The organism is Taibaiella sp. KBW10 (assembly GCF_003852495.1).
Classification (GTDB): domain Bacteria; phylum Bacteroidota; class Bacteroidia; order Chitinophagales; family Chitinophagaceae; genus Edaphocola.
The window spans coordinates 675,556-702,270 of the sequence record NZ_QAJI01000003.1 but is presented as its reverse complement, the minus strand read 5'-3'; the positions used below and the strand labels follow the sequence as shown (position 1 = coordinate 702,270).

The window sequence follows — 26,715 nt, the reverse complement described above, 5'->3', positions numbered from 1 at the left end:
GGGCCGGCAAATATTCAGTACTATGAATCCGCTGAAAGGTTAGGATAGTACCTATAATGGACAAAACAGCCTTAAGGGAGTGTGCAATTATTATATTAAGATAGCATTGCCGAATAAAACCATCAAAACGTACAAGGCTGATGCGACCTTGTTCCGAAAGGGCTATGCACAGCGATCTTGTATTATGGAAATCCAGAGCGCAAGGCGCTCTGGATTTTTGTTTATAGTTTTTAAGAATTAATACTTGTACGGCAAACATAATTGCGCTAAATTTGCACTTCGGGCGCAAGCCCGATTTTTTGTATCTATACCTTACCTGAATAAGATACATGATCGGCCGGCCTATCCCGATTCAAATAAATAAAAAAAATAAATATAAAATGCCTTTAGACACTTCCATCAAATCTGTTTTAATTATTGGCTCCGGTCCCATTGTCATCGGTCAGGCATGTGAGTTTGACTACTCCGGTTCGCAGGCCGCCAGAAGTTTAAGAGAAGAAGGAATCAAAGTTACCTTAATCAACAGTAACCCGGCAACGATCATGACAGATCCTATCGTTGCGGATAAAGTATATCTTCTGCCCCTTAATGCAGAAAGTATCGAGCAGATCTTGAAAGAAAACGACATTGATGCCGTTTTGCCGACGATGGGTGGACAAACCGCATTGAACTTGTGTAAAGAGGTAGAAGAGCTGGGTATTTGGGAGCAATATAAGGTTCGGTTGATTGGTGTAGATATTAAAGCCATCGACAAAGCTGAAGACAGAGACTTGTTCCGCGAGTGGATGATCGAAATGAACATCCCGGTGGCACCGGCAAGGGTTGCCAATTCTATGCTGGAAGGTAAAGAGTTTGCCCAGGAAATCGGAATTCCCTTAGTGATTCGTCCTTCATTTACCCTTGGGGGTTCCGGAGGCGGATTCGTAAAACATAAAGATGAGCTGGAAGCTGCTTTAGATGCAGGTTTGAAAGCATCTCCCATACATGAAGTATTAGTAGAGAAAGCCGTTTTAGGCTGGAAAGAATTTGAGCTGGAGCTGCTCAGAGATTCGGCAGATAATGTGGTTATCATTTGTACGGTAGAGAATTTTGACCCTATGGGTATTCATACCGGCGATAGCATTACAGTCGCACCTGCAATGACTTTGAGTGATACGGCATTCCAATTGATGCGGAATACAGCTGTAGATATGATGCGTAACCTGGGCAACTTTGCCGGAGGGTGTAATGTGCAGTTTGCCTTGAACCCCGAGACCGAAGAGATCATTGCGATCGAAATCAATCCCCGTGTAAGCCGCTCCTCTGCATTAGCCTCTAAAGCGACGGGTTATCCTATTGCTAAGATTGCTGCAAAACTGTCGGTAGGCTATCATTTAGATGAATTGCAAAATCAGATTACACAAACGACTTCTGCCTATTTCGAACCGGCATTGGATTATGTAATCGTAAAAATGCCTCGTTGGAATTTTGATAAATTCAAGGGAGCAGATGATACTTTAGGTTTACAAATGAAATCTGTGGGTGAAGTAATGTCGATCGGAAGAACATTCCCGGAAGCATTGCAAAAAGCCTGTCAGAGTTTGGAAAATAATGCCACCGGACTGACCTCAATCAGCCGTAGCAGAATGCGCCCGGAAGAATTGAAAGAATATTTGAAACGCCCTACTTGGGATCGTATTTTCAGGCTTAAAGAAGCTTTGGAAGTAGGTATTTCTATCAAAACCTTACGTGAGCTAACGCATATCGATCGTTGGTTCCTGTACCAGATTCAGGAAATTGTAACGCTGGAACAAAAAATAAAAGAATATAAGCACCTGCAAGGTTTACCGGAGTCTATGTTATTTGAAGCCAAAAAAATGGGCTTTAGTGATGAGCAAATTGCTGATCTGATCAATGACTGTACGCCAGATGAGGTCTACGAAAGAAGAAAAGAACTGGGGGTGACCAGGGTATTCAAAATGGTAGATACTTGTAGCGCCGAATTTGAAGCGAAAACCCCTTATTTCTATAGCACTTTTGAAGAAAAGCCGGTGTCTTCGGCCCACGAGCATCTTCAAAATGAATCCAAGGTTTCCGATAAAAAGAAAATTATTGTATTAGGTTCCGGTCCTAACCGTATTGGCCAGGGCATTGAATTTGACTACTGTTGTACCCATGGATTGTTAGCGATTAAAGAATGTGGTTACGAAGCGATTATGATCAATTGTAATCCCGAGACCGTTTCTACCGATTTTGATATAGCAGATAAATTATATTTCGAACCCGTATACTGGGAGCATATCTGGGAGATCATTGAACATGAAAAACCGGAAGGCGTTATTGTACAGTTAGGAGGACAAACGGCTTTGAAGCTGGCGAAACGCCTTGATGCCAAAGGCATAAAAATCATTGGAACTTCGTTTAACGATATGGATATTGCAGAAGATCGTGGCCGTTTCTCTGATTTACTGAAAGAATTAAAAATTCCTTATCCAAAATATGGTACGGCTTTCACTACGGATGATGCCATGGAAGTGGCCAATGAAGTAGGTTACCCGGTTTTAGTACGTCCTTCTTATGTATTAGGCGGGCAAGCCATGCGGATTGTAATTAATGATGAAGAGTTGGAAGAAAGCGTAGTTAGCTTATTGAAAATCTTACCAGGCAATACCATTTTGATCGATCATTTTCTGGATCGTTGTCAGGAGGCTGAAATTGATGCGATTTGTGATGGTGAAGAAGTACACATTATGGGTATTATGGAGCATATTGAACCTGCAGGTATCCACAGCGGTGACAGCCACTCTGTACTACCGGTGTTCAACCTAGGCAAACTGGAAGTAGAAGAGATGATTGATATCGCGAAAAAGATTGCCTTGAAACTGAATGTAAAAGGTCTGATCAATATCCAATATGCGATTAAAGACGGTCGGGTATTTGTGATCGAGGCTAATCCTCGTGCAAGCCGTACCACACCATTTATTGCCAAAGCTTATGGAGTGCCGTTCTTAAACATTGCCACCAAAGTAATGCTGGGTGAGAATAAACTGAAAGACTTTACGATTGAGAAAAAACTGGAAGGTTATGCCATCAAAGAACCGGTATTCAGCTTTAATAAATTCCCTAATGTAAATAAAGAATTAGGTCCCGAAATGAAGAGTACTGGAGAAGCAATCCGTTTTATAAAAGACCTGCGTGATCCTTATTTCAGAACACTATACAAAGAAAGAAGCATGCACTTAAGTAGGTAGTTATTGCTTTAATATAATATAATAAAAGGGCTGTCCTCACAAGGATAGCTCTTTTATTATGCCCGTTTGCGCAGCGGAAAATAACTACGCTACCCATGCTTAAATTGGGAAAACTAAAAAAATAGTTTTAAAACTAAGTTTTTAGTTTTACATTTGTTTTACGAACTAAAAAAATAGTTGTAATTAATTATATGAGTGATTTTAAAAATCTAACGAAGGCTGAAGAGCAGGTGATGCAGGCCTTGTGGGAAATCGAAGCCGGTACCACGCACCAAATACTTGATTTTTTTGAGGTGCCAAAACCGCATTATAATACCGTCAGTACTGTATTGAAAATTCTAGTAGATAAAAATTTCGTATCCTTTAAACAGGTAGGTAAGACAAATATCTATCACCCACTTGTGCCCAAGACTGACTATAGTAAGGATAGCATTATGCAGGTGGTCCGGAATTATTTCGGAGGATCTTTTACCCGTATGTTTTCGGCCTTTGTATCGGAAGATAAATTGTCCTTAAAGGATATGGAGCAAATACAGAAAGAACTGGATAAACATAAAAAATAATGATCATGGAAATGATTCTTCAATATCTGGTACAGGTAAATGTGTACGCGTTGATAATGACCCTGGTGTACTGGATATGCCTGCGCAACCAGAATGCGTTTCGGTGGAGCAGGGTATATTTGTGCACTACGGCAATACTTCCCTATGTATTACCCCTTGTGTCCTGGCCGGAGTTTATCCGGCACAGTACTGTCTACAGGGAAAATATGGCTTTTGTATTGTCGGAAACAATGATCACGGGCAGCAAGGCTACCGCCTCAGGGACGGGCACCAGTATAATAGCGGTTGTGTATGGCCTGACCGTTTCGGTTTTGATGATCCGTTTTATCGCTTATTTGTTGCGATTTTATAAATTGGTTCGTATTGCGGGATACCAGCAAGAAGGAACGTACAGAATGATCTATCGGCAGGGTATCGCTCCGGGGAGTTTCCTGAGGTATATTTTGCTTCCGGAGAGCGCGGTACATCCTGATATTATCCGGCATGAAAAGGCTCATGTGGACCTGAAGCATTCCTATGATATTCTTGGTATAGGACTTCTGCAATGCTTTGGATTTTTTAACCTGATATTGCCCCTAGTCAGGAAAGAGCTGCTATTGATTCACGAGTTTCATGCAGATCAGCGTGCCGCGTCTGATACAGCTTCCTATGCGCATTTGCTGGCGCAGCAAGGCTTTAATACATTATCTGTACCTACTTATCATTCTTTTTTTACTCATCCTATAAAACGCAGAATTATGATGTTATACAATACATCCCGGACAAGCCGGATCAGAAAAGCCGGAGCCGTTATTTTATTTAGTGGCTTATTCCTGGCAGGCATTACCATACAGAGCAAGGCGCGTGCTACGGAGACCGCTATTGTGGCCGAGACCAAAGACCCTGTCTTCCGTTCAGTAGAAGAGGCGCCCCGCGCAGGATACGAATGGCAGGATTATATTGTGAAAAATCTGAAGCTCCCGGAAATTGCTAAGGGAAGACAATATGATTGTAAGTTCTATATTCAATATATTGTGGAGAAAGACGGATCCATCAGCAATGTGAAATATCAGCAGTTTGCCAATAAGAATGAACAGATACCCTTAGATGAGGTACTTGTGACAGCACTCAAAGAATCTGCGATAAAGGTAGTGTCGGATATGCCCGCCTGGACACCCGGAAAACAAAATGGGAAAGCTGTAAGGACTTATTTTACTGTACCCATATCTTTCAAATCGGAGTAAAAATCAAAAAACGCGATGCATAGGCATCGCGTTTTTTGATTTATGTACCTTTAAAAAAATATTATCCTTATTCCTTAATCAGTTTAAAACTACCGATACGGTCACCGTTATTGATCTTACCGAAGTAATTGCCGGCAGCAAAGCGACCTAAGTCCAATGTTGCTTTGGTTGTATGGAGTGCTTGTTTTAAAACCACTTTACCCGTCATATCATAGATGGTAACCAGTGCGCCTGTTTTTGGAGTTTCCTTCAGGTTCAAGTTATAAATGCCGTCTTTAGAGGGATTCGGATAGATGCTTGCCATATCGAAATCAATTTTACCAATAGCGGATGGTACGCGAGGTGCAAAACGGATCACAGAACCATTAGGAGGGTAAGTGCCATGTAAAAGTTCTCCCAACAGCAAAGGATTACTTGATGCCGCAGCTATCCAGATAGCGGTATCAGAAAAAACAGCACCAGTACGCTTGGTGGCGTGGAAAAAGGCATTAGCGGTATCGATAGCCAATGAATCTCCCGAATTGCCAATAAGCCCGGCCAAAATAACTTCTTTATCATCCATTGCACCGCTCAGGTCAGTTGCAAACATCGTATCGTTTACATTCTTGTATCCTGCCCTGTATTCAATGGCATGATCACTCTCATATAACCATACCTGGAAGTTCAAGGTATCATTTCCCGTATCATCATTAAAACGCCCGACATTCCGGTATTCTACTTTGAAAATCCTGTTGCCGGTAGTGCCGGTAGTGGTATAAAATACTTTTCCCCTTCCCGCCGAAGTGTAATCCATATTCAGCCCGGTAATATGCCCTGTTGTTGTCATCTCATTGATAACATTATTCAGGAGCAGGCTACCATATGTTTCTACAGCAACGGTAGTTATAGCCACATTCTGGTACTTAAAAGCGAAAGGTAGTGTGATCGGATTGCTTACCGTATCGTCCCAGTCAGCATTGAAACCAATATCCGTAGCGCCGCTTAATGGGGTGTACGTTCCGCCGGTAGTGTAGGTCGCAGTATAGCGTTTTACTGGGCTCTGTGCATAGCTCATGCCGATGCTTATTACAGCGGCTAAGGCAAGTAGTGTCTTTTTCATGATCAAAAATTACAAGGTGATATATATAATGTACTATTAATAAGACGGTTGTTGGCCTGCCTTTGTTAGTGCATATTACGAATTAATTCGACACTTTTGCTCCTATTGTCATTAAATAAACAGGATAAATAATTATTCAGGAGTAAATATTCCGGTACATATTATTGACCTGGGCTAAAGATACATTTTATTATAGGTCATAAAGCAGAATCACGCGATGTATTTACATCGCGTGATTCTGCTTTATGACCTTAAGTGTGCGTTTATTCTTTAATCAGTTTAAAAGTACCGATCCTGTCTCCATTATTGATCTTTCCAAAGTAGTGGCCACCGGCAAATCTGCTTAAGTCCAGTCTTGAGTGTGTCGTAGAAAGTGTTTGTTGTAAGACAGCCTTACCAGTCATGTCGTAGATCGTAACCATGGCCCCTGTTTTTGCCGTTTCTTTCAAGCTTAATTGGTACATCCCGTCTTTAGAAGGGTTAGGGAACACCGTAGCCATATCAAAGTCAACTTTATGAATACTAGTAGGGGTACGGGGCACAAAGCGAATCACAGAACCATTTCTTGGATAAGCGCCATATAATATTGCGTCAACGGCAGCCGCGTCAGGGAGCCCGCTGGAAACGCCTATGTCATCAAGGGTGATGGCGGTATCGGAGAATCCGAGCGCGGTGTATTTCGTTGCATGTAGAAATAAATTGGTAGAAGCAATCGCAATGGAGTCTCCACGATTATTCAGTAATCCACATAATATTGGTTCTTGACTGCCATTCATTACATCGTTAAAGGTATTGGCGAATATACCATCCGGCACATTAGAATAGCCTGCACGATACTCGATTGCATTATTGTTTTCATATAACCAGATCTGGAAATTCAGGGTGTCATTGCCAACAGCATCGCTTGCGCGGCCTACATTACGGAATTCAACTTTGAATATTCTGCTGCCTGCACTGCCGGTTACACCATAGAATACCTTACCTCTTCCCAGACCGGCATAACCACCGCCCAGGTTGATGCCCGTAATATGACCCGTCGTCATATCTTCATTTATGCGATCGTTCAGGTAAATACTGCCGTAACTTTCAATGGCAATAGTATTCACGGTCACATTCTGGTATTTAAACGGAATGGGAAGGGTGATGTTATTGCTGGTGGTGTCCAACCAGTCTCCGGTGAAGCCCAGATCAGTGGCGCCGGTTAAGGGTGTGTAGGAGCTTCCGGAAGAATAGGTTACATCGTAGCGTTTTACAGGACTTTGGGCATAGCTTATGCCGATGCTCATCATTGCGGCTAAAGCGAGTAGTGTTTTTTTCATGATTAAAAATTACAAGTGATATGATATAGTTTATAGGACGGCAATTTACCGGCCTTTCTTAGGGGCTAATACTAAATAACTTGAAATTTTAGTATATTTTTGCTCTTTCCTCATTAAAAAAAATAAAAATTATGACAGACAACGAGTTATTATCTATGGCGCAAACATTTGGCACCCCATTGTACACCTATGATGCTGAAAAAATAAAGCAGCAGTACAATAAGCTAAGCAATGCGTTTGATAAGCAGACTCGTTTTTTTTATGCCTGTAAGGCTTTGTCTAATATTAATGTGTTGAAAATAATAGAACAACTGGGTGCAGGCCTGGATTGTGTGAGTATTCATGAAGTGAACCTTGGGGTGCGGGCTGGCTTTAGCGCCGATCGTATTTTATTTACCCCCAACTGTGTAGACCTTTCCGAGATTGAAGAGGCCATGCAGCTAGGCGTGCATATCAATATTGATAACATTTCTATTTTAGAACAATTCGGCAATAAATACGCAGGTTCTTATCCTATATTTATCCGTATTAATCCGCATATTTTTGCCGGTGGTAATTATAAAATTTCTACCGGGCATATCGATAGCAAATTTGGTATTTCTATACACCAGTTGCGCCATATTGAGCGCGTAATGAAAAGCACAGGATTGAATATTGAGGGGCTGCATATGCATACCGGTAGCGAGATCAAGGATGTCGATGTTTTTGTGCAGGGCCTGGAGATTATGTTTGAAATCGCGGAGCATTTCCCAAATCTGAAATATGTAGATATGGGTAGTGGGTTTAAAGTGCCCTATACCAAAGATGAGGTAGAAACCGATGTAGATAGGCTGGGTAAAAAAGTTTTGAACGCTTTTGATACCTTTCAGAAAGCCAGTGGCAAAGACCTCATGTTGTGGTTTGAACCGGGAAAATATATTGTGAGTGAGTCGGGCTGTTTTTTGGTAAAGACCAATGTGATTAAACAAACAACCGCTACGGTTTTTGTAGGCGTAAATTCCGGATTTAATCACCTGATCCGCCCGATGTTCTATGATGCTTATCATCATATTGAAAACCTCAGTAATCCTAATGGACCGGAACGAATTTATACCGTGGTCGGTAATATTTGTGAAACCGATACCTTTGCCTGGGACAGAAAGCTGAATGAAGTTAAAGAAGGGGATATTTTGGTGTTCAGAAATGCCGGAGCATACGGTTTTGAGATGAGTTCTAATTTTAACAGCCGATTAAAGCCTGCAGAGGTCTTATATTTGGATGGAAAAGCACAGCTGATCAGGAGAAGGGAAGTATTTGAAGACCTGTTGAAAAACCAGATTGAAGTATTGTAATTTGTCAAAATTTTAAAAAATATAAAAATGGATATTGCAAAAAAGTTTCCTTTACCGGAATTTACCTTGTTAGATGGTGAAAATCATTTGGGCGAACAATTGGAAGCCAGAACCGTACTGATGCACTTGCCTACAAATACCTTGTTGGAAGTATTATCTGTATTTCCTGAAGAGATGAAGCCTTATGAAATGCATAATCCTTTTGGATTTGTATTCCATAATAGTGATGGGGAAGATGAAAATCACATCCTGTTATTGCATCATACACAAGCCGATGCCGATACCTTGGCTGATATATATACGAAAGCAGCAAAATGGTATACCAATTATGCCCTTTGGATCGATGAGGAAATCGGAAATCTGTAAGGCGCAAATTCATTAAAAGGTAATGTGGCTAAGGCGATAATACTGTAGCTTTACGAGGCAATTTTGCGATTGACAATCTAAAATTTAGAGATGACTACTATTGCACTATACAATCTTAAAGGTGGGGTCGGCAAAACGGCCGGCTGTGTGAATCTGGCACATTTGGCTGCTTTGGATCAATACCGTACTTTGGTTTGGGATCTGGATCCGCAAGGGGCATCGGGCTTTTATTATCATGCCGAACCCGGCACGGCTAAGGATACCAAGAAGCTGGTAGAGCAAAGCATTGATATTACAGAGCTGATCCAGCAAACGGCTTATGAACACCTGGATATTGTTCCTGCAGATTTTTCAAGCCGGAAACTGGATTTCTTTTTAGAAGAGCAAAAAAGCAGCAAAAAGTTTTTGAAACAATTGCTGAAGCCATTGAAGAACGATTATGATCTTGTCTTTGTGGACTGTCCTCCGGGATTTTCGGTATTGGCAGAAAATATCTTTCAGGCGGCTGATATTGTCTTGTTACCCACGATTCCGACCACTTTGTCTTTACGTACTTTTGAGGCAGTGAAAGATTTTTTTGAAGAAAAGAAAATAGATCTGTCGAAACTGATGTGCTACTTTTCTATGGTGGACAGCCGGAAAGCATTACATATAGAGATTATGGAGGCTTTTAATCAGCAGCGTCGTTTTTTTGAATCTTATATTCCTTATCTTTCCGATGTAGAGAAAATGGGGATTCATCAGGCACCGGTTACCGATTATGCCCCTAATTCCCGCGCGGCCGCCGCTTATAGCGAGCTGTGGGAAGAAATCAAAGAAGGTATTTTTTAAAGCATAAACTATATAAATTAACACAAAAATGTATCAAACAATAGTAACGCAGGTAGACCATAATATTTGCACCATCACGATCAACCGCCCGGATAAAATGAATGCCCTGAATAAGGATGTTATTACCGAATTAAGCGCGGCTTTGGATGAAGTATATAATAATGCTGAAATAAAAGCGGCCATCCTAACGGGTGCCGGTTTAAAAGCATTTGTAGCAGGTGCCGATATTTCTGAGTTTACCGATTTGGATGGTGTTGGTGGTGCCGGTTTGGCGCAAAGGGGCCAGGATATGGTCTTTAATAAAATCGAAAATTGCCCTAAGCCTGTTGTGGCTGCCGTTAACGGTTTTGCTTTAGGTGGCGGTTGTGAATTGGCTATGGCTTGTCATTTCCGTACGGCTAGTGAAACAGCTCGTTTTGGACAGCCGGAAGTAAATCTTGGTTTGATTCCGGGTTATGGCGGTACCCAGCGCCTGGTACAATTAATCGGTAAGGGTAAAGCAATGGAATTGCTGATGACTGCCGATATGATCAAAGCTGATGAAGCGAAAACTTTAGGTTTGGTAAACCACGTATTTACGGCGGAAGAACTCTTACCTAAAACGACGGAGATTGTGGCCAAAATATTGGGTAAAGCACCTTTGGCAATTGGAAAAATCATTGCTTTGGTAAACGAAGCGGCTACAGTAAGTCCAACAGGTCTGGCTAATGAAATTGAATTATTCGGGGCTTCTTTCGATACCGAAGATAAGAAAGAAGGTGCTGCTGCCTTTTTAGAAAAAAGACCTGCTGCCTTCCAGGGAAAATAATAGCACTTTAATTTATTGCTAAGAAAAGGGGCTTAATGTTGATTCATTAAGCTCCTTTAATATGTGTAGTTGTTCATTACTATACGCTTAAATGGTTTGTATGGTGGCTATGGGACGGTCATCAATATAAAGGCTGCAATTCATTTGAAACAGTCCTCCTAAATTTACTTTTATACTTTGCCTTGCTCCGTTTAAGGTCAACAGGTGCCCGGTTAGTCTTGCAGAAAAAAACTGATGCGTATTATCCTGCAAGATATCGTTAATATAGAGTTTCTCTCCGGAAAACCAGTGCTGTTCTATTTTTATTTCATTGCCTTCATACAGGGCTTTCCAAATGTTTTTCATATGGGCTGGTTTTATTTAATTTCGAAATCCTGTGTTATCCCTAATATTTCGAAACGGTACCGGCCATTTTTAAGTTCCGCTGTCGGCAGGGTTATCTTTCCGTTTTTATTTATACTTCCTTTTTTGACGACCTGTCCTTTTTCGTTTTTGATGTAGAAAGAAGTCGTCGTTATGATGTTGCCCAATTCGATCTCTATTGTAGGGTTTAGGGATTTGTTATATACCAGTTTATTGCTGCTTTGTGCTTGGGCAAAAGAGCTGATGAGCAATGCAGTTGCGGTTACGGTTGCGAAGAATAGCTTTTTCATAATTTTACATTTTTGTTTGTGATGAATGTTGTTGCTTTGTTGATACAAACGTACAATCGATTGGCACCGCAGCATAAGGCTTTTCGGCAAAGAGCGGCATATTGTCGATTAACGTTTGTCGTGCAAAAACATCATTTCGTCGAAGAACACAGTTCTGTAAAGCATTTCATGGCTACTATCCGCTCGGCATCATTGTGTAGCAGGTCGGTTATATCAAACTTCGTTAAACCCTATTTTATGGAAAAAGAACAGCAGCTTTCCCTTCCGTTAGAAGATATTGCAGGAAAATGGTGTATACAGTATAGTAATTTTCCCATGTGGCTCAAAGGAGACAAAAAGCATCCTGCCTTTACTTATGAGTTAGCGCTACGTAAGGGAGTACCCGGTCTTAAGGACACCGTTTCTTATCTCAAATCGGACAAAGTAAGGTATATTAAGGGTTTTGACACTGCTTTAAACAAGGCCAATACCCGGTTTGAGTGGCGTGGAAAGGGGATACTCTTTTTGTTAAGCTCCCGCTGGGAGATCCGGTATATGGCAGAAGACTGGGCCCTGATTTATTTTGAGAAGACCTTGTTTACCCCAAAGGGTTATGATGTAATCTCACGTAAAGAGCACTTATCAGATACGATACATAAAGGCATTCAAGCCCGGTTAGCGGCTATGGGGATTGCCGGGTTGAAAAATATTACAATTGTATAAAGCCTTATTTATTAGAAATCCAGAAAAGACTGTACTTGTTGTTGTATGCTTATTTGGGTGGCTTCATGTTTAAAGCTGCCATCTTCCAGTAATTCCTCATTAATTTTTGAGATGGGCAGTTTATTGTAGTGCACATGCATTTTTAAATAATGCAGGATATTAGACAGGTGGTCCAAGCCCCTGGCATTACCGCCACGGCCGTCTGCCAGGCCTACCAATAAGGCTTTTTTATGCCACCAGCATTTTTTGATGTCAGAATTGTCCATCATCGTTTTTAAAATACCGGGAAAGCTGCCATTATACTCAGGCAACACAAAGATGAACTTATCGGAGGGGATAAGCCAGTCGCGTTCAATAGCTATAAAATCATCACTTCTATAGTGTACCGCAACTTCTTGAAGCGAAAACAGGTGTACTTCTTCAGCGCTTTCCTTCAGCAGGTTATAATAGTGCGTGGCTACTTTAAGGGTATTGCTGTTGGGTCTGTTGGTACCGGCTATAATCGTAATCATACTGCAAATATAGGGGCAGAATGGCCTATCCGCAAAATGAGACGGCTCCTTAGATTATCATCTGAAAGTCACAAAAAAGAATTAACGATTTTTGGCGACTAAAATGGCATAAATCTTATTACCTTTGTCGGATTAATAATAAATTAATATAGCTAAGGCTATTTATAGTATGCGAAAAGTCTGGTGGAAAATCCTTTGTATCCTACTGCTGTCAGTAACCATTATTGTAGGGCTGTTAATGCCCGTTCCCGCACTCAACATTCTTAACGAAACCATCCGAAACCTCTATTTTCATGTACCGATGTGGTTTGGGATGATGTTGTTATTTACGGTAAGCCTGGTTTATGCCATCCGTTTCCTGAAGACGCAGGACCTGAAATTCGATATTTATTCAGAGCAATTTGCGAAAGTGGGTGTATTGTTCGGCTCTTTAGGTATGGTGACCGGTATGGAATGGGCCCGTTTTACCTGGGGGGAATTTTGGAGTAATGATCCGAAACAATTGGCCTCAGCCTTGAGCCTGCTCATTTATTTTGCTTACCTAGCGCTTAGGGGTTCTGTGCCCGATTATGATAAAAAGGCAAAAATATCTGCGGTATATAATGTATTCGCTTATTTCATTATGATTCCGCTCATCATGATCTTACCACGACTCACTGCTTCTTTACATCCCGGAAACGGGGGTAATCCCGGTTTTGGAGACCTGGCTGCAGAAATGCGTCCCGTATTTTATACTGCCGTCATAGGATGGTTCTTATTAGGTATCTGGATTGCAACGCTGGCCATCAGGTTTCAGTTAGTGGCCCGAAAGCATTTGCTTTCTACACATAATGTCGAAATGGATGTATTCAAAAAATAAAAAATTATCATACAAATTTTAGTACAATGCTTAAGCACTTCACATCTTACTTTACCAAGCTTTTAGTATGCCTTTCTGCCCTTATTTTCCCCTTATCGGCAATGGCACAGGACAGCAACGCCGTAGCGATGGCCGATAAATTAAGATCGGACGGAAAAATATATGTAGTTGTTACGGTAATTTTTACCATTTTCTTAGGAATAATTCTATATTTGTTTACTATCGAAAAGAAAATAAAAAAGATAGAACAAAATCAAAAATAATTTTTAACCAAAAACCAATTAAACAAGTATGTCAACATCACACAGCGAATACAGCTTCTTTCAAGGGGTAGAGCGTAATTTTGATAAGGCAGCTAAATTTACTCGTTTCGAGAAAGGTATTTTAGAGCAAATCAAGGCTTGTAATTCAATATTACAAATTAAATTTCCCGTAAAGATCGGCAATGAGATCGAGGTTATCGAGGCTTATCGTGTACAACACTCGCATCACAAATTACCTTGTAAAGGAGGTATCCGCTATAGTATGGATGTTAATCAGGATGAGGTAATGGCCTTAGCTTCCTTAATGACATACAAATGTGCGATGGTAAACGTACCTTTTGGTGGTGGTAAAGGCGGGATCAAAATTGATCCTAAGAAATATACGCCCTTCGAATTAGAGAAAATCACACGTCGTTATACCTCAGAATTAGCAAAGAAAAACTTTATCGGACCTGGTATTGATGTACCGGCTCCTGATTATGGAACAGGTTCCCGCGAGATGAGCTGGATCGTAGATACTTATGCTTCTTTATATCCGGGTGAATTAAATGCACAAGCTTGTGTGACCGGTAAGCCAATTGCACAAGGTGGTGTACGTGGTCGTACCGAAGCTACAGGATTGGGTGTATTTTATGGTATCCGTGAGCTGTGTAATGTAGCTGAAGATATGCAAGCCATTGGCTTGACTGCTGGTTTGGATGGCAAAAGAGTTATCGTACAAGGATTAGGTAATGTAGGATACCATGCTGCTAAATTCTTTCAGGAAGCCGGTTGTGTGATTGTAGGTTTAGCCGAATACGAAGGTGGTATTTATAACGAGAATGGTTTAGACCTGGAATCCGTAATTGCACATCGTAAAGATACCGGTTCTATCCTGAATTTTTCCGGCGCGCAAAACATTGCCAATAGTGCAGAGACATTAGAGAAGCCATGTGATATCTTAATTCCTGCGGCTTTAGAATCTGTAATCCATGCAGGTAATGCGGGTAAAATACAAGCAAAAATCATCGGAGAAGCAGCGAATGGCCCATTAACGCCGGAAGCAGATGATATCCTGAATAAAAAAGGTGTTTTAGTAGTACCTGATATGTACCTGAATGCAGGCGGTGTTACGGTTTCTTACTTTGAGTGGTTGAAAAACCTGAGCCATGTACGCTATGGCCGTTTGGAAAAGCGCTTCAGCGAAAACATGAATGCTGAAATCGTAAGAGGTGTAGAAAGCCTTACCGGAAAATCTTTTGGTACGGTAGAGCGTAAAATGATTTTACGTGGTCCTGATGAAGTTGATTTGGTATATTCTGGTTTGGAAGACACTATGATCGGTTCTTATCATGAGATTCGTGAAGCCTTAAAAATGAATCAAGGAGTAGAAGATATGCGTACAGCAGCCTTTATTTGTGCCATCAACAAAGTTGGGGTTGCTTATGAAGAGTTAGGTATCTTCCCTTAAGTTATATTTTATTTAAAATCAAAGTGTTGCGCGCCGCCATGCGGCGCGCAACACTTTTTTATATATTGTTTTCATTATCTTTGCTCCGCATTAATATTCATAATATGAAAAAATATTTGTTCCTGTTGCTTGCTTTAAGCACCCTGTTTGCAGTAAGCGCTACCACTACTTCCTGTAAAGCTAAAAAGAAGACCACTACTGCGAAACAACGCAGTGATATGAAAGCAGCATATGAGTCTTTATCCAAATCTTTACCGGAGGCGAAAGTAACCTATGAAGATGATAAAGTAAAGATCGTACTACCGGAGGCCCTCATGTTTGAAGTGAATTCTGCCATTGTTAATGATAGCTATTTACCTTCTTTAGCTAAAATAGCGGTCGTATTAAATCGTTATCCTAAAACCAGTGTACTGGTTACAGGTTACACCGATATTTCCGGCAGCCTGCAAATGAATGAGAAACTATCCTGGGATAGAGCGGAAAGTGCCAAAGCAGCTTTATTGCAAAATGAAGTGAAGAATAAAAGAGTATATACCTGGGGCTTCGGACCTAAAAATCCTATTGCGACCAACGAAACCTTTGAAGGACGTCAGCAAAACCGTAGAGTTGAATTTGTAATCCTGTATAACTATCAGGACCAGAAAGCACAAAAATAATTATTGGATATCGTAGGTTTTACGACGTAGCTCAAAGTGCTTACCCAGATAAACCCTACGCACTTCCTCATCGGCAGCAAGATCTTCTGCCGTACCCGATTTTAATAACCTTCCTTCAAACATAAGATATGCCCTGTCTGTTATAGACAGGGTTTCGTTTACATTATGGTCAGTAATAAGGATCCCGATGTTTTTGAATTTTAGCTTGGCCACAATCGCCTGTATATCTTCTACCGCAATAGGATCGATACCGGCAAAGGGCTCATCCAGCAAAATAAATTTAGGATCTACCGCTAGGGCACGGGCAATTTCCGTACGCCTGCGCTCCCCGCCACTCAGCACATCACCCATACTTTTACGTACATGGGTCAGCCTGAACTCTTCCAGTAAATTTTCTTTTTTATCTTTTTGTTCCTGGCGGGACAATTTGGTCATTTCTAATACCGCGGCAATATTATCCTCTACCGATAATTTTCTAAAAATAGAAGCCTCTTGAGGCAGGTAGCCAATACCTAGTTGCGCGCGTTTGTACATGGGCAATTTGGTAATGTCCATATCATTCAGGAATACCTGGCCTTCATCCGGTTTGACGAGGCCTACCGTCATATAAAATGAGGTGGTCTTCCCGGCGCCATTTGGTCCGAGCAAACCTACAATCTCCCCTTGCTGTACCTCAATAGAGACATGGTTCACTACAGTACGTTTGCCGTACTTCTTGACCAATTCAGTAGTGTGGATTTTCTGTAGTGCCTGATCTTTCATGTATGCCGGATGTGTTTTCGCAAATTTACTAAAAAAAGAACCCTGTTTCATCATAATAAAATGATAACAAATAAAGTTATGTATGCAAGCCTTAGCAAGGCCATTTGCCTTAAATAACGTAAGTTTGCACATATTTTTTGATCGAAAGCAATGAAAAAAGCATTATATACCATTTTGACCCTGTCTGTATTAGCAGCAGGTGCCTGTAAAGATAAGACGACCACGACCACTTGTGTGGAATCAACGGTAACCGTGCCGCAAAGAGATGCGACCGCTTTGGCAAATTATATTACAAACAATAATATTACTGCCGAGTTTGACAGCAGAGGGTTTTATTACACAATTCACAGTTCAGGCGATGCTAAAAAGCCATCGCAATGTGCTACGATAAGTATTGATTACTCGGGTAAGCTGACAAACGGAACGGTTTTTGATTCAAATACCAATAAGAGTTTTGCTTTAGAGAACCTGATTCCGGGTTGGAGAATGGCGCTACCCAAGATAGGGGCAGGGGGAGAACTTACCCTGTATTTACCGCCGGCATTAGCTTATGGCGATTCTGACAACGGGTCTATTCCCGGGGGCTCTATCCTGATTTTTAAAATAAAATTAAATGTCATTACAAAAGATTAATATGTTCAAAAGAATATTGGTTGCCCTATTGGCCACAACATTGTTGGCCTCTTGTTTTAAGAAAGATGTTTGTGAGGCAGTGACGGCAAAACCATCTGATGATGAAATCGTTGCTTTAAAAGCTTATGTAGAATCGGTTAATCCCAATGCGGTATTTGACCCTAGAGGTTTTTACTATGAAATTGTAAAAGCAGGCAGCCCTAACCATCCGGGTATCTGTTCCGATATTTATGCCAACTTTGAAGGAAGGCCATCGGATAGTGAAGAGTACTTTGTGAAGACGAATAACAATTCATCCGCCATGTATCATGATCTGTCTAAATACATCTATGGCTGGCGATATGCATTGCCGATGATCGGTATGGGTGGTGAAATGAAATTATACCTTCCGCCGACTTTAGGCAAAGGCAATAATACGACACTGGAACCAAGTTATGTACCTGCAGATAAAATCCTGGTGTACAGTATAAAACTGATAAGGTACAATTAAAATAAAATATTAGTAATAAGAAAGCCGATGATCATATTCATCGGCTTTCTTATTATTAATATTCAATACATACATTTTTAGGTTCTGTAAAAAAGCGTAGTGCTTCCCAGCCGCCTTCCCTGCCCATTCCGGAATTCTTAAAGCCTCCGAAAGGTGTTCTCAGGTCGCGCAATAACCAGCAATTGACCCATATAATACCGCTATGCACCTGATTGGCCATGCGCTGTGCCCTGCTGATGTCCTGCGTCCAAATGGTGGCTGCCAGGCCATAGTCACTGCAATTGGCCAGTGCTAAGGCTTCTGCTTCGTCTTTGAACGACTGGATGGTGACTACCGGCCCAAAGATCTCTTCCATATTTGTTTTACAGTCGGGACCCAGTCCTTCGATAATGGTGGGGGCAATAAAATAACCCGTTGCACATCGGCCTTCCGGTTGCAAGGCTGCTCCGCCGAGCAGAACGGTACCTCCTTCTGCCTTTGCCAACGCAATGCAGGCCAGCACTTTTTCAAAATGTACTTTACTCACAACGGCGCCTTGTTTCGATCCGGCTTCCAGAGGGTCGCCAACCGTTAACTTTCCGGCCGCTGCCACAAATTCCGCTTTGAAGCGTTCGTAAATACTTTCTTCCACTAAGATACGGGAGCCACACAAACAGATCTGGCCCTGATTGGCAAAAGAAGATTGTATCGTTGTCTTCATCATCTTCTCCCAGTCACAATCTGCAAAAATGATATTCGGATTTTTGCCACCCAATTCTAATGAAGTCTTTTTGAGTACCGCACCAGCTTTTGCGGCAATATCTTTGCCCGCTCTGGTGCTTCCGGTAAAGGAAACGGCCTTCACCTTAGGATGCTCTACCATAGCAGCACCGCAGTTAAATCCATCCCCATGAAGGATGTTTAGTACCCCGTCCGGCAGACCCGCTTCTTTGGCTATATGACATAAGAGATAGGCCGTCATCGGGGTTACTTCAGAGGGTTTGGCGATGACACAATTGCCTGCAGCCAAGGCTGGAGCTATCTTCCAGGTAAATAAATATAAAGGTAAATTCCAGGGAGAGATACAAGCGACTACACCGATGGGTTTACGTAAGGTGTAATTGATGGCTTTGTTCTCCATGCTATGGCTTTCCGTAGCGAAATGCATGATACCGGTAGCAAAAAAACGGAAATTCTCTGCCGCACGGGGAATGTCCACGCGCTTGCTCAAACTCAGTGGTTTGCCATTATCATTGGTTTCTGCCAGTGCCAGTGTTTCTAAATTCTCTTCGATCAGGTCGGCGATACGGTTTAAAATCTTAAAGCGATGTTCCGCAGTTGTATTCGCCCATGATTCAAAAGCCTGTTCTGCCGCAGCTACGGCCTTATCTACATCTTCCTGAGTACTATTGGGTATCTGTCCGTATACCTTGCCGGTAGCCGGATTAATGTTGTCTAAATATTGTCCTTTATGTGGATTGTAAAAGTTGCCTCCGATATAGTTCTGGATTGTGGCAGGGATACTCAAATTCATACTACAAATATAGAAATTAATAAGTTACTTAAATGCCGTTCTGTAAAAACATCGCTGCTATGGTCGTCTTGTCCGGATCGGCTTCTGTTGTCCTAAAGTGAGGCAATATTGGCATCTGCTTTATTCATTTACATATACCCTGTTACTCACGATTTCATTTGTGTAGAAAGGGGCATTTTCCATTAGTTGCAAGGCTTTTATTTTATTGCGCTCGCTGTTTTCTCTGTTTCCCAGTTTTTCTATTGCCCGATCCACATCGCCCAATAAACCTGTGCCTTTAATTAATTCGTTTTGCTGATAAACAGATTGGTCTTTTTTTAATAAAGCAATACTGTTTTCTATTTCCGTAAGGGCATTCATGTTGGACGCCTTAGCGGTACTGTCCCGAACCAGCCTGTATTTTATTTGCAGCGCAATCTTATCGCCCTTTACAGCCGACAAACCTTCGTTTATTTCCCGGGATATATACATTTCCTTTTTTGCATTTGGGGGTACTTTTACAATGTCTTGTGTACGCAAAGGTGTATTGTCCCATACAGAGGGCGGGCCGGGTATGAAGACTTCTTTACTGGTTTTGCTGCTTTGTGTTTGTATCAAAATAAAGGGTTTTTGTGCGGTGAGGTGAGGCACATCGCGGCCGATCAGATATAGCGTGTCTTTGGTTGGGTTGATAATTTCGAAATAAATGTATACCATACCCGTTACCTGTACGACCTCATTGTACTCACTATAGACGGTTTTCTGCAAATCGGCTTTAGTAATGTTTATCTTTTGGCTATAGCCCTTGACGGTTATGGCCATGAGCAGGAATAAGAATATAGTGTTTTTCATTTCTGATAATTTTGAATGTGTTTTGCTATTCTTTCTTAAAGAATTCAAAGCAATAAGGACTAAGATTCAATATTACCGATAAAACCAATAACATGGTTATAATGAATTCCTAAGCGGTTCTGTATGCAAAGGAATGCCCATTCTTAATTCTGTTTTTTTTGTTATTATTATAAAATACAACATCAATTTAAATTGTACCTTCGCTTTCTTGTAAATTTTTAAAATAGATATTTTATGAGTACCAATCAGTATCCTCATGTACCTTATGGAAAAACGGTACACGGACAAGAAGAAATCGATGCGGTAGTGGAGGTGTTACAGACATCTACACAAATGGGTAAAAATGTGCGTGCTTTGGAAGAAACGGTGGCAGGGCTTTATGCAAAAAAATATGGTATTGGCGTAAATTCGGGTTCTTCGGCTTTATACCTTGCCGCAGATCTGATGGATTTTGAAGCGGGTAGTGAAATACTGACACCGGCTTTGACTTTCTCGACAACCGTTGCTCCTATTGTAAAGAAAGGATGGATTCCTGCTTTTATAGATGCAGCAGAGGGTACTTACAATGTAGATGTAGCCAAGGTAGAAGAGATGATTACGTCTAAAACGAAGGCAATGATCATTCCTAACCTGATTGGTAATTTACCGGATTGGAAAGTACTGCGTGAACTTGCAGACAAATACAATTTATTTGTACTGGAAGACAGTGCTGATACTCTGGGTGCAGAGATTGGAGGCGCTTCCAGCGGTCGCTTTACGGATATGAGTACAACCAGCTTTTATGGTTCTCATATTGTAAACTGTGCCGGTAACGGAGGGATGATTTGTGTGAATACAGATGCTTTTTATGACCGTGGCCGCCTGTTGAGAAGCTGGGGCCGTAGTTCTTCTCTTTTTGTAGAATCAGAAAAAATAGAAAACCGCTTTAATGTAGAAGTAGACGGTATTCCTTATGATGCAAAATTTGTATTTGAAGAGCCCGGATATAATATAGAACCTTCAGAATTGGGTGCAGCCTTTGGCCTGGTTCAGGTAAAAAAACTGGGCGATAATATTGATAAACGCACAGCGCACTATCATAACCTGCGCAGTTTCTTTGAGCAGTATGAAGAGTATTTTATCCTGCCCAATCAATTGCCGGATTCCCGTACCGGATGGTTGGCATTTGCAGTTACCGTTAGGGAAAGTGCTCCGTTTATTCGCAGGGATCTGCAGATCTTTTTGGAGAAAAGAAATATTCAAACCCGTACCGTATTTACCGGTAACATCTTACGTCAGCCAGGATTTAAAAACGTAGCACATAAAGCGAGTGCTCAAGGGTATCCTGAGGCCGATAAGGTCATGCGTGGTGGTATGTTGATGGCTTGTCATCATGGATTGAATGAGGAGCAAATAGCCCATATGAAAGAAAGTGTTAGCGCCTTTATGAGTCAATTCGGAAAATAAATAATGATAGATCTTCTTTTAATTATACTCTCTACTTACTTCCTGGGTAAGAAAGTAGGCGAAAAGGGTTATGAAACCTACAGGTGGCGTTTAAGGCATGTATTCAGTTGTATTTTTGCCGAAACATTTGTAGCTGTTATCTCAATACTCATTACAGAAAATATTTATATTGGTGGGATGAGTGGTATTGTAGCCTTAATCGGAATCATCATTTTCCGCTACCAAAAAGTAACGGAATTGGTACCCAAAAACAATACTTAAGCAATCTGCTTTAAAATAAGAATGGCTTGAACAATCTCTGTTCAAGCCATTCTTATTTTTGGTATGCCTTGTTTAGACAGTACCTTCCTCATTTTCTTTATCCAGATATTGTTGTACAATCTGTATCGCATTGGTCACCACATCGCTTAAGGCAACAATATAGGTGCCTTCTTCTGCAATATTCATGGCATGTTTGATGGCCTCTATTTCTTTAGGTATGGTTTCCCAGGTTACCTTGCGGTCTACTGAATTAATACCTTCGAGGAGTAAAGCCACAATGTCTTCTTCCAGGCGGCCTCTAAGGTGTTTTTCCTGGCGAATGATGATATGGTCAAACATTCTTGCCGCAATCGTGGCACATTCCCTGATGTCCTCATCCCTACGATCGCCTACACCTGCAATAATCCCTATTTTCCGCGTGGCATCTACATTTTGCATATACTCTTCTATACCACGATAACCTGCCGGATTGTGGGCGAAGTCAATCATGACCTTGAAGTTTTTAAAGTCAAAAATATTCATCCTTCCGGGGGTTTGCGCCGCACCGGGAATAAATGTTTTTAAAGAAAGGCTGATATCATCCGTTTTGAATCCCTGCAAATAAGCCGCCAAAGAAGCTGCAAGGGCATTGGCGATCATAAATTTCGCTTTCCCACCTAAGGTAAGGGGTACATGGCTTGCCTTTTCAATACGGATCTTCCAGGATCCTTTCTTGATGGTAATATACCCGTTTTCATATACCGCTACAATGCAACCCTCTCTGCTGAGTTTGGCTGCTACCGGATGGTCTTCATTCAGGCTGAAATAAGCAATGTTGCAGGACAATTCTTTGGACATTTTCATGCACATCTCGTCTTCTGCATTCAGGATTGCCCATCCGTCTTTCTTGATGCTGCGGGCCACCACCATTTTTACATTGGCGAGGTCTTTAATCGTATCAATATCATTCAGACCCAAATGGTCCTCCTGGATATTGGTGATGATGCCGATATCGCATCGGCTAAAGCCTAAACCAGAGCGCAAAATCCCACCACGGGCGGTTTCCAGCACCGCAAATTCTACCGTAGGATCTTTAAGGATATATTCCGCACTCATCGGCCCGGTGGTGTCTCCTTTTTCCATCATATGGTTCTGTACATAGATGCCGTCTGAGGTAGTAAAGCCTACCTTATACCCATTGTTTTTGACAATATGCGCCAGTAAGCGTGTTGTGGTAGTTTTACCATTGGTACCGGTTACAGCAATGATTGGGATACGGCTCGGTTTGCCCGGAGGGTATAACATATCAATGACCGGAGCCGCTACATTCCTGGGTAATCCTTCGGAGGGTGCCAGGTGCATCCTGAATCCGGGAGCGGCATTCACTTCGAGGATCACGCCACCACTTTCTTTAAGCGGTTGGGTAAGGTTTTCGGCCATAATATCGATACCACAAACATCAAGCCCGATAACCCTTGAAATACGCTCACATAAGAAGATATTTTCCGGATGCATCATCTCGGTTACATCTACAGAGGTACCGCCGGTACTCAGGTTGGCGGTCGATTTAAGGTGCACGATTTCGCCTTGTTGGGGAATCGTTTCTAAAGTATAATTTTTCTTTGCTAAAATATCTTCGGTATCCCGGTCTACGGTAATTTCGGTGAGTACATTTTCATGTCCGTAACCCCGTTTCGGATCACGGTTGGTTTCTTCAATAAGTGCCTGAATGGTATGGATGCCATTGCCTACAACATGTGCCGGCTCTCTGCGCGCGGCGGCCACAATTTTATTGTCAATTACCAGTACCCTGAAATCATGACCGGTAATGAAACGCTCTACAATAACCCTTCTGCTGTATTTCTGCGCATGTTCCAATCCCGAAAGTGCATCTTCGACCGTGAGTACATTGATAGAAGCCCCTTTGCCGTGATTGCCATCCAACGGTTTGATCACAATGGGAAAGCCAATGTTGTCAATAATTTGGATCATGCTCTCTTCATCCACACAAATACTACCTTTAGCTACCGGAATAGAAGCACTATCCAGCAGGCGCTTGGTCTCTTCTTTATTACAGGCAATATCTACAGCAATATTGCTGGTCTTGCAGGTAATCGTGGCCTGAAAACGCATCTGGTTAATCCCATAACCTAATTGTACCAAAGAATTAGTCCCTAAGCGTATCCAGGGAATATCCCGTGCTACGGCCTCGTCGACAATACTTGCGGTACTGGGCCCTAAACGCACCCTTTCTCTGATGCGGCGCATTTCCTGTATATCGGCATCAATATCATAGTCTCTGTCTTCGATCAGAGCTTCTGCAATGCGTACGGCACTTTCGGCAGCGTATAAACCTACATTTTCTTCAATATAACTAAACACCACATTATAAATCCCGTCTGTTTTGGTCTGGCGCGTCCGGCCAAAACCCGTTTCCATACCGGCAAGCGTTTGTATCTCGAGCGCAATATGTTCGATTACATGTCCCATCCAGGTACCTTCCTCTACTCGGTAGAAAAAACCGCCTTCTGTTCCTTCAGAACAACGATGTGCCATCATGGTAGGGATCAGTGCTTCAATACGCGCTCTGAATCCCGGAATGGTATTCGTTGGCTTTTGTTCCAGCTCTTCCAGATCCAAACGCATCTGGATTAATTTTTTTCTGCGTACGCTCCATATGTTAGGTCCTCTCAGGGCCTGGATCTTCAATATCTTCATAAAGAAATCTATGTTTTAGGTGAATAGCTATAGATATTACCTTACCAAGGTAAAGTTTTTTTATATACCAATCCAAAATATTTTATAAGGGCATATTAGTGCCGCAGGAAATCACAAGAACGCCTGCCCATACGGGCAGGCGTTCTTTATGAATAAGATTTAATAAGCTATTTATGAATGATCAGTTTTTTGACAGCAAGCTCCTGTTTATCGGTAATGAGTTGCATCATATAGACCCCATCGGCCAACATGCTGACATCCAGGTTTTTAACGCCATAATAAACGGGTAGCTGATAGGCGAGTTGCCCTGTAAGGGTATAAATGGCTATCGATTGCAGGGCAAACTGTTTGTGGTCGTAGTCCAGCTGTACCGAACCGGTAGAAGGATTGGGATAAAGTTGTATCCGGGTACTGATATCGATGCCCTTAATGGCGGTGCTTGTATCTACGAGTTTTTTCTGGTATTCAATAGCACCAATGTCAATCAATTGATCAAAAATCCTTGTCTGGCCATTATAATCAACCGCACCATATCCTGTGGGGGTGTTGCTGCCTTTATTAATGCAATTGGTCGCGCTGGCCGTCAGGCCGAAGTTTGCATTTAGTGCGCTATATCCCGGGCCTGCACCGGCAGGTGGTGCTACCAGGCTTAGGCTGGGGCTGTATACATTGGTATTGAGCCCTTGTATGGGACAACCGGCGTTACCAAAAGTAATGTGGTGCGGATAATAATCGATCAGGTTGTTGGCAATGACCAATTCTGAAGCATAAAATGAAAAATTTCCATAGGCACTATCGCTGCGTGGCGCATTATTGTGCTGATTGTTGGAAATAATGTTGTTGATTATTTTGTATTTAGATGGGAAGCCTCCTAAACCGCGTATAGCAGAGCTGCCCATGGGTAGATTGTTTTTTACAGTATTGTTGACAATGGTGTTATTGATGATGGTCGCCTTACAACCTACTGCCCATATACCAGGACCGGTTATTGAAGAATAATTGTTGGCAATGATATTGTTGCGTACCAAATATTCATTTTGTCCGGGAATATCGATGCCGTTCATCAACTGGCCTTGTAACTGTATGGCCCCGCCGCCATCATTGATGCCGCAAACGATACCATCTGACATGATCTCGCTGTTATTAGCGATAAGGTTCCGGTCCAGGGTGGCCGATTTTGATTGTATCAGCACTGCTGCTCTCAGCTCTGTCTGGTTATGGTGTATTTTATTTTGTTCTACATAAGAGATGCCGCCCGGATCGCAGGTCACAACACAACCACTAGCACTTACGGTATTATTATACAGTTCATTTTCTTTAAAGATCAGCACATCGGTACAGGTATCGTTTAACGAATAACGGGTATAAATTCCCGTTACATAGTTGTAGGTTGACGTGTTATTGTAAAATTTGTTCTTGATTATATAAGTGCTGTCATCATATGTAGTGGTCATTAACTTGCCTGTCCGGTTATCGTGGATGTCACAATTGGTAAATTTAAGTTTTCCGTTTCCTTGTTGCCGGTTATAATTATAGCTCAAGCTTATCAGGCTGGCGGTGTTATTGTGAAAAAACTCACATCGGTCAATATACAGGTAAGGAGCATGAAGATTCAGTCCTCCATTTAACATATAACTGTATTTGATATCCCGGAAAATGCAATAGGCAAACATAGGAGTGGAAGGATCTGCGCTGATGTAATTGAGTACCTGGAGCCCTCTCCATCCTCCGGTTTCGGGTAAGGCGTTATTGGACCAGCCGGTGGTGTCATTGGCTTTGAATACAATCTTCTGCTCCGGGTTTCCGACAGCAGAGATCTGACCCTGCACATTAAGAAGGTAGTTGCCCATAAAGATAACCTCTACACCGGGTTGTATGGTCAGTAGGTTATTTGGCGGAACCACCACATTGTTGTGAATGTAATAAGGTGAGCCTTGTAGTGTCCATACTCCGCTTACGGTGGGCGTATTGATCTGTGTGGCGGCAAACAGGCTGTTTTGACATAGGGCAAAACAGCAGCTAAGCAGTAGTAATAATTTTTTCATAATCATAATAATCAGGGATTCAATACAATAGACGCTATAAAGGGTCTTTTAGTTGGTGCATGAGGTGAAATTTGTTTGCGGGCATAGATGATCATGGACGACTCATACAGCCTGTTTTATATGCCAGTTGCGTTTCAAACAAGCCACCATAAATTATACGCGTATATATATA

26 protein-coding genes are annotated in these 26,715 nt (G+C 41.8%); 16 read left to right on the top strand and 10 right to left on the bottom strand.

Annotated features, from left to right (window positions below):
- Positions 1–380: 380 nt before the first annotated feature.
- From carB to DBR32_RS07300, 3 genes are all read left to right on the top strand, one after another.
- A complete protein-coding gene (carB, locus tag DBR32_RS07310; RefSeq protein ID WP_124635632.1) occupies positions 381–3,230 on the top strand; it encodes a carbamoyl-phosphate synthase large subunit in 2,850 nt (949 codons plus the stop codon).
- A gap of 191 nt (positions 3,231–3,421) precedes the next feature.
- Entirely contained in the window at positions 3,422–3,793 is a 372-nt protein-coding gene (locus DBR32_RS07305) for a BlaI/MecI/CopY family transcriptional regulator (protein ID WP_124635631.1), read from the top strand.
- 5 nt (positions 3,794–3,798) lie between these two features.
- Positions 3,799–5,016, top strand: coding sequence for a hypothetical protein (locus DBR32_RS07300; protein WP_124635630.1), 1,218 nt, complete (start codon positions 3,799–3,801; stop codon positions 5,014–5,016).
- 67 nt (positions 5,017–5,083) lie between these two features.
- On the opposite strand, the gene DBR32_RS07295 is transcribed toward DBR32_RS07300, so the two are convergent.
- Both DBR32_RS07295 and DBR32_RS07290 read right to left on the bottom strand, forming a co-directional pair.
- Positions 5,084–6,115 carry a T9SS type A sorting domain-containing protein gene (locus DBR32_RS07295; protein WP_124635629.1) on the bottom strand — a complete coding sequence of 344 codons (1,032 nt, stop codon included), beginning with the start codon at positions 6,113–6,115 and terminating at the stop codon, positions 5,084–5,086.
- 263 nt (positions 6,116–6,378) lie between these two features.
- Complete coding sequence (locus tag DBR32_RS07290; protein ID WP_124635628.1) at positions 6,379–7,434, bottom strand: T9SS type A sorting domain-containing protein; 1,056 nt, start codon at positions 7,432–7,434, stop codon at positions 6,379–6,381.
- 131 nt (positions 7,435–7,565) lie between these two features.
- Here DBR32_RS07290 and lysA point away from each other — a divergent pair, with 131 nt between their 5' ends.
- The 4 genes from lysA (at position 7,566) to DBR32_RS07270 (ending at position 10,770) form a co-directional block, all read left to right on the top strand.
- Positions 7,566–8,765: a diaminopimelate decarboxylase gene (lysA, locus tag DBR32_RS07285; RefSeq protein ID WP_199724393.1), complete on the top strand. Its 1,200-nt coding sequence runs from the start codon at positions 7,566–7,568 to the stop codon at positions 8,763–8,765.
- A gap of 27 nt (positions 8,766–8,792) precedes the next feature.
- Positions 8,793–9,131, top strand: a complete 339-nt coding sequence (locus tag DBR32_RS07280) for a hypothetical protein (RefSeq protein ID WP_124635626.1) — start codon at positions 8,793–8,795, stop codon at positions 9,129–9,131.
- A 90-nt stretch (positions 9,132–9,221) separates the two neighbouring features.
- On the top strand, positions 9,222–9,962 hold the full coding sequence (locus DBR32_RS07275; protein ID WP_124635625.1) for a ParA family protein: 741 nt from the start codon (positions 9,222–9,224) through the stop codon (positions 9,960–9,962).
- A gap of 28 nt (positions 9,963–9,990) precedes the next feature.
- A complete protein-coding gene (locus DBR32_RS07270) occupies positions 9,991–10,770 on the top strand; it encodes an enoyl-CoA hydratase/isomerase family protein (RefSeq protein WP_124635624.1) in 780 nt (259 codons plus the stop codon).
- An 87-nt stretch (positions 10,771–10,857) separates the two neighbouring features.
- On the opposite strand, the gene DBR32_RS07265 is transcribed toward DBR32_RS07270, so the two are convergent.
- Positions 10,858–11,115, bottom strand: a complete 258-nt coding sequence (locus DBR32_RS07265) for a hypothetical protein (RefSeq protein WP_124635623.1) — start codon at positions 11,113–11,115, stop codon at positions 10,858–10,860.
- A gap of 11 nt (positions 11,116–11,126) precedes the next feature.
- The gene (locus DBR32_RS07260) at positions 11,127–11,423 is read right to left on the bottom strand and encodes a hypothetical protein (protein ID WP_124635622.1); all 297 of its coding nucleotides are present in this window, start codon (positions 11,421–11,423) and stop codon (positions 11,127–11,129) included.
- Positions 11,424–11,660: 237 nt separating this feature from the next.
- Between DBR32_RS07260 and DBR32_RS07255 the strand changes: the two genes are divergently transcribed.
- Positions 11,661–12,125 (top strand): hypothetical protein, encoded by a 465-nt coding sequence (locus DBR32_RS07255; RefSeq protein WP_124635621.1) that lies wholly within the window; start codon positions 11,661–11,663, stop codon positions 12,123–12,125.
- 11 nt (positions 12,126–12,136) lie between these two features.
- On the opposite strand, the gene DBR32_RS07250 is transcribed toward DBR32_RS07255, so the two are convergent.
- Positions 12,137–12,637, bottom strand: coding sequence for an NADPH-dependent FMN reductase (locus DBR32_RS07250; protein ID WP_124635620.1), 501 nt, complete (start codon positions 12,635–12,637; stop codon positions 12,137–12,139).
- Positions 12,638–12,806: 169 nt separating this feature from the next.
- Between DBR32_RS07250 and ccsA the strand changes: the two genes are divergently transcribed.
- From ccsA to DBR32_RS07230, 4 genes are all read left to right on the top strand, one after another.
- Positions 12,807–13,496 (top strand): cytochrome c biogenesis protein CcsA, encoded by a 690-nt coding sequence (ccsA, locus tag DBR32_RS07245; RefSeq protein WP_124635619.1) that lies wholly within the window; start codon positions 12,807–12,809, stop codon positions 13,494–13,496.
- 26 nt (positions 13,497–13,522) lie between these two features.
- Complete coding sequence (locus DBR32_RS15845) at positions 13,523–13,759, top strand: CcmD family protein (protein ID WP_370453698.1); 237 nt, start codon at positions 13,523–13,525, stop codon at positions 13,757–13,759.
- A gap of 28 nt (positions 13,760–13,787) precedes the next feature.
- Positions 13,788–15,209 (top strand): Glu/Leu/Phe/Val dehydrogenase, encoded by a 1,422-nt coding sequence (locus DBR32_RS07235; RefSeq protein WP_124635618.1) that lies wholly within the window; start codon positions 13,788–13,790, stop codon positions 15,207–15,209.
- A gap of 104 nt (positions 15,210–15,313) precedes the next feature.
- Entirely contained in the window at positions 15,314–15,865 is a 552-nt protein-coding gene (locus tag DBR32_RS07230; protein ID WP_158605937.1) for an OmpA family protein, read from the top strand.
- On the opposite strand, the gene lptB is transcribed toward DBR32_RS07230, so the two are convergent.
- The gene (gene lptB / locus DBR32_RS07225; RefSeq protein ID WP_124635616.1) at positions 15,866–16,627 is read right to left on the bottom strand and encodes an LPS export ABC transporter ATP-binding protein; all 762 of its coding nucleotides are present in this window, start codon (positions 16,625–16,627) and stop codon (positions 15,866–15,868) included.
- Between the two features lie 150 nt (positions 16,628–16,777).
- On the opposite strand from lptB, the gene DBR32_RS07220 reads away from it, so the two are divergent.
- Together DBR32_RS07220 and DBR32_RS07215 are read left to right on the top strand one after the other, a co-directional pair.
- On the top strand, positions 16,778–17,260 hold the full coding sequence (locus tag DBR32_RS07220) for an FKBP-type peptidyl-prolyl cis-trans isomerase (protein ID WP_124635615.1): 483 nt from the start codon (positions 16,778–16,780) through the stop codon (positions 17,258–17,260).
- Positions 17,241–17,750 (top strand): FKBP-type peptidyl-prolyl cis-trans isomerase, encoded by a 510-nt coding sequence (locus DBR32_RS07215; RefSeq protein ID WP_124635614.1) that lies wholly within the window; start codon positions 17,241–17,243, stop codon positions 17,748–17,750. Before DBR32_RS07220 ends, DBR32_RS07215 begins: the two co-directional genes overlap by 20 nt.
- 55 nt (positions 17,751–17,805) lie before the next feature.
- Here the strand turns inward: DBR32_RS07215 and DBR32_RS07210 are convergent, their stop codons facing one another.
- Both DBR32_RS07210 and DBR32_RS07205 read right to left on the bottom strand, forming a co-directional pair.
- Positions 17,806–19,263, bottom strand: a complete 1,458-nt coding sequence (locus DBR32_RS07210; RefSeq protein ID WP_124635613.1) for an aldehyde dehydrogenase — start codon at positions 19,261–19,263, stop codon at positions 17,806–17,808.
- Positions 19,264–19,383: 120 nt separating this feature from the next.
- A complete protein-coding gene (locus tag DBR32_RS07205) occupies positions 19,384–20,094 on the bottom strand; it encodes a hypothetical protein (RefSeq protein ID WP_124635612.1) in 711 nt (236 codons plus the stop codon).
- Between the two features lie 234 nt (positions 20,095–20,328).
- Here DBR32_RS07205 and DBR32_RS07200 point away from each other — a divergent pair, with 234 nt between their 5' ends.
- Entirely contained in the window at positions 20,329–21,540 is a 1,212-nt protein-coding gene (locus DBR32_RS07200; protein WP_124635611.1) for a DegT/DnrJ/EryC1/StrS aminotransferase family protein, read from the top strand.
- Positions 21,541–21,543: 3 nt separating this feature from the next.
- A complete protein-coding gene (locus DBR32_RS07195) occupies positions 21,544–21,801 on the top strand; it encodes a hypothetical protein (protein ID WP_124635610.1) in 258 nt (85 codons plus the stop codon).
- Between the two features lie 72 nt (positions 21,802–21,873).
- Here the strand turns inward: DBR32_RS07195 and cphA are convergent, their stop codons facing one another.
- Together cphA and DBR32_RS07185 are read right to left on the bottom strand one after the other, a co-directional pair.
- Complete coding sequence (gene cphA / locus DBR32_RS07190; RefSeq protein ID WP_124635609.1) at positions 21,874–24,498, bottom strand: cyanophycin synthetase; 2,625 nt, start codon at positions 24,496–24,498, stop codon at positions 21,874–21,876.
- A gap of 167 nt (positions 24,499–24,665) precedes the next feature.
- A complete protein-coding gene (locus DBR32_RS07185) occupies positions 24,666–26,543 on the bottom strand; it encodes a T9SS type A sorting domain-containing protein (RefSeq protein ID WP_158605936.1) in 1,878 nt (625 codons plus the stop codon).
- Between the last annotated feature and the right edge of the window lie 172 nt (positions 26,544–26,715).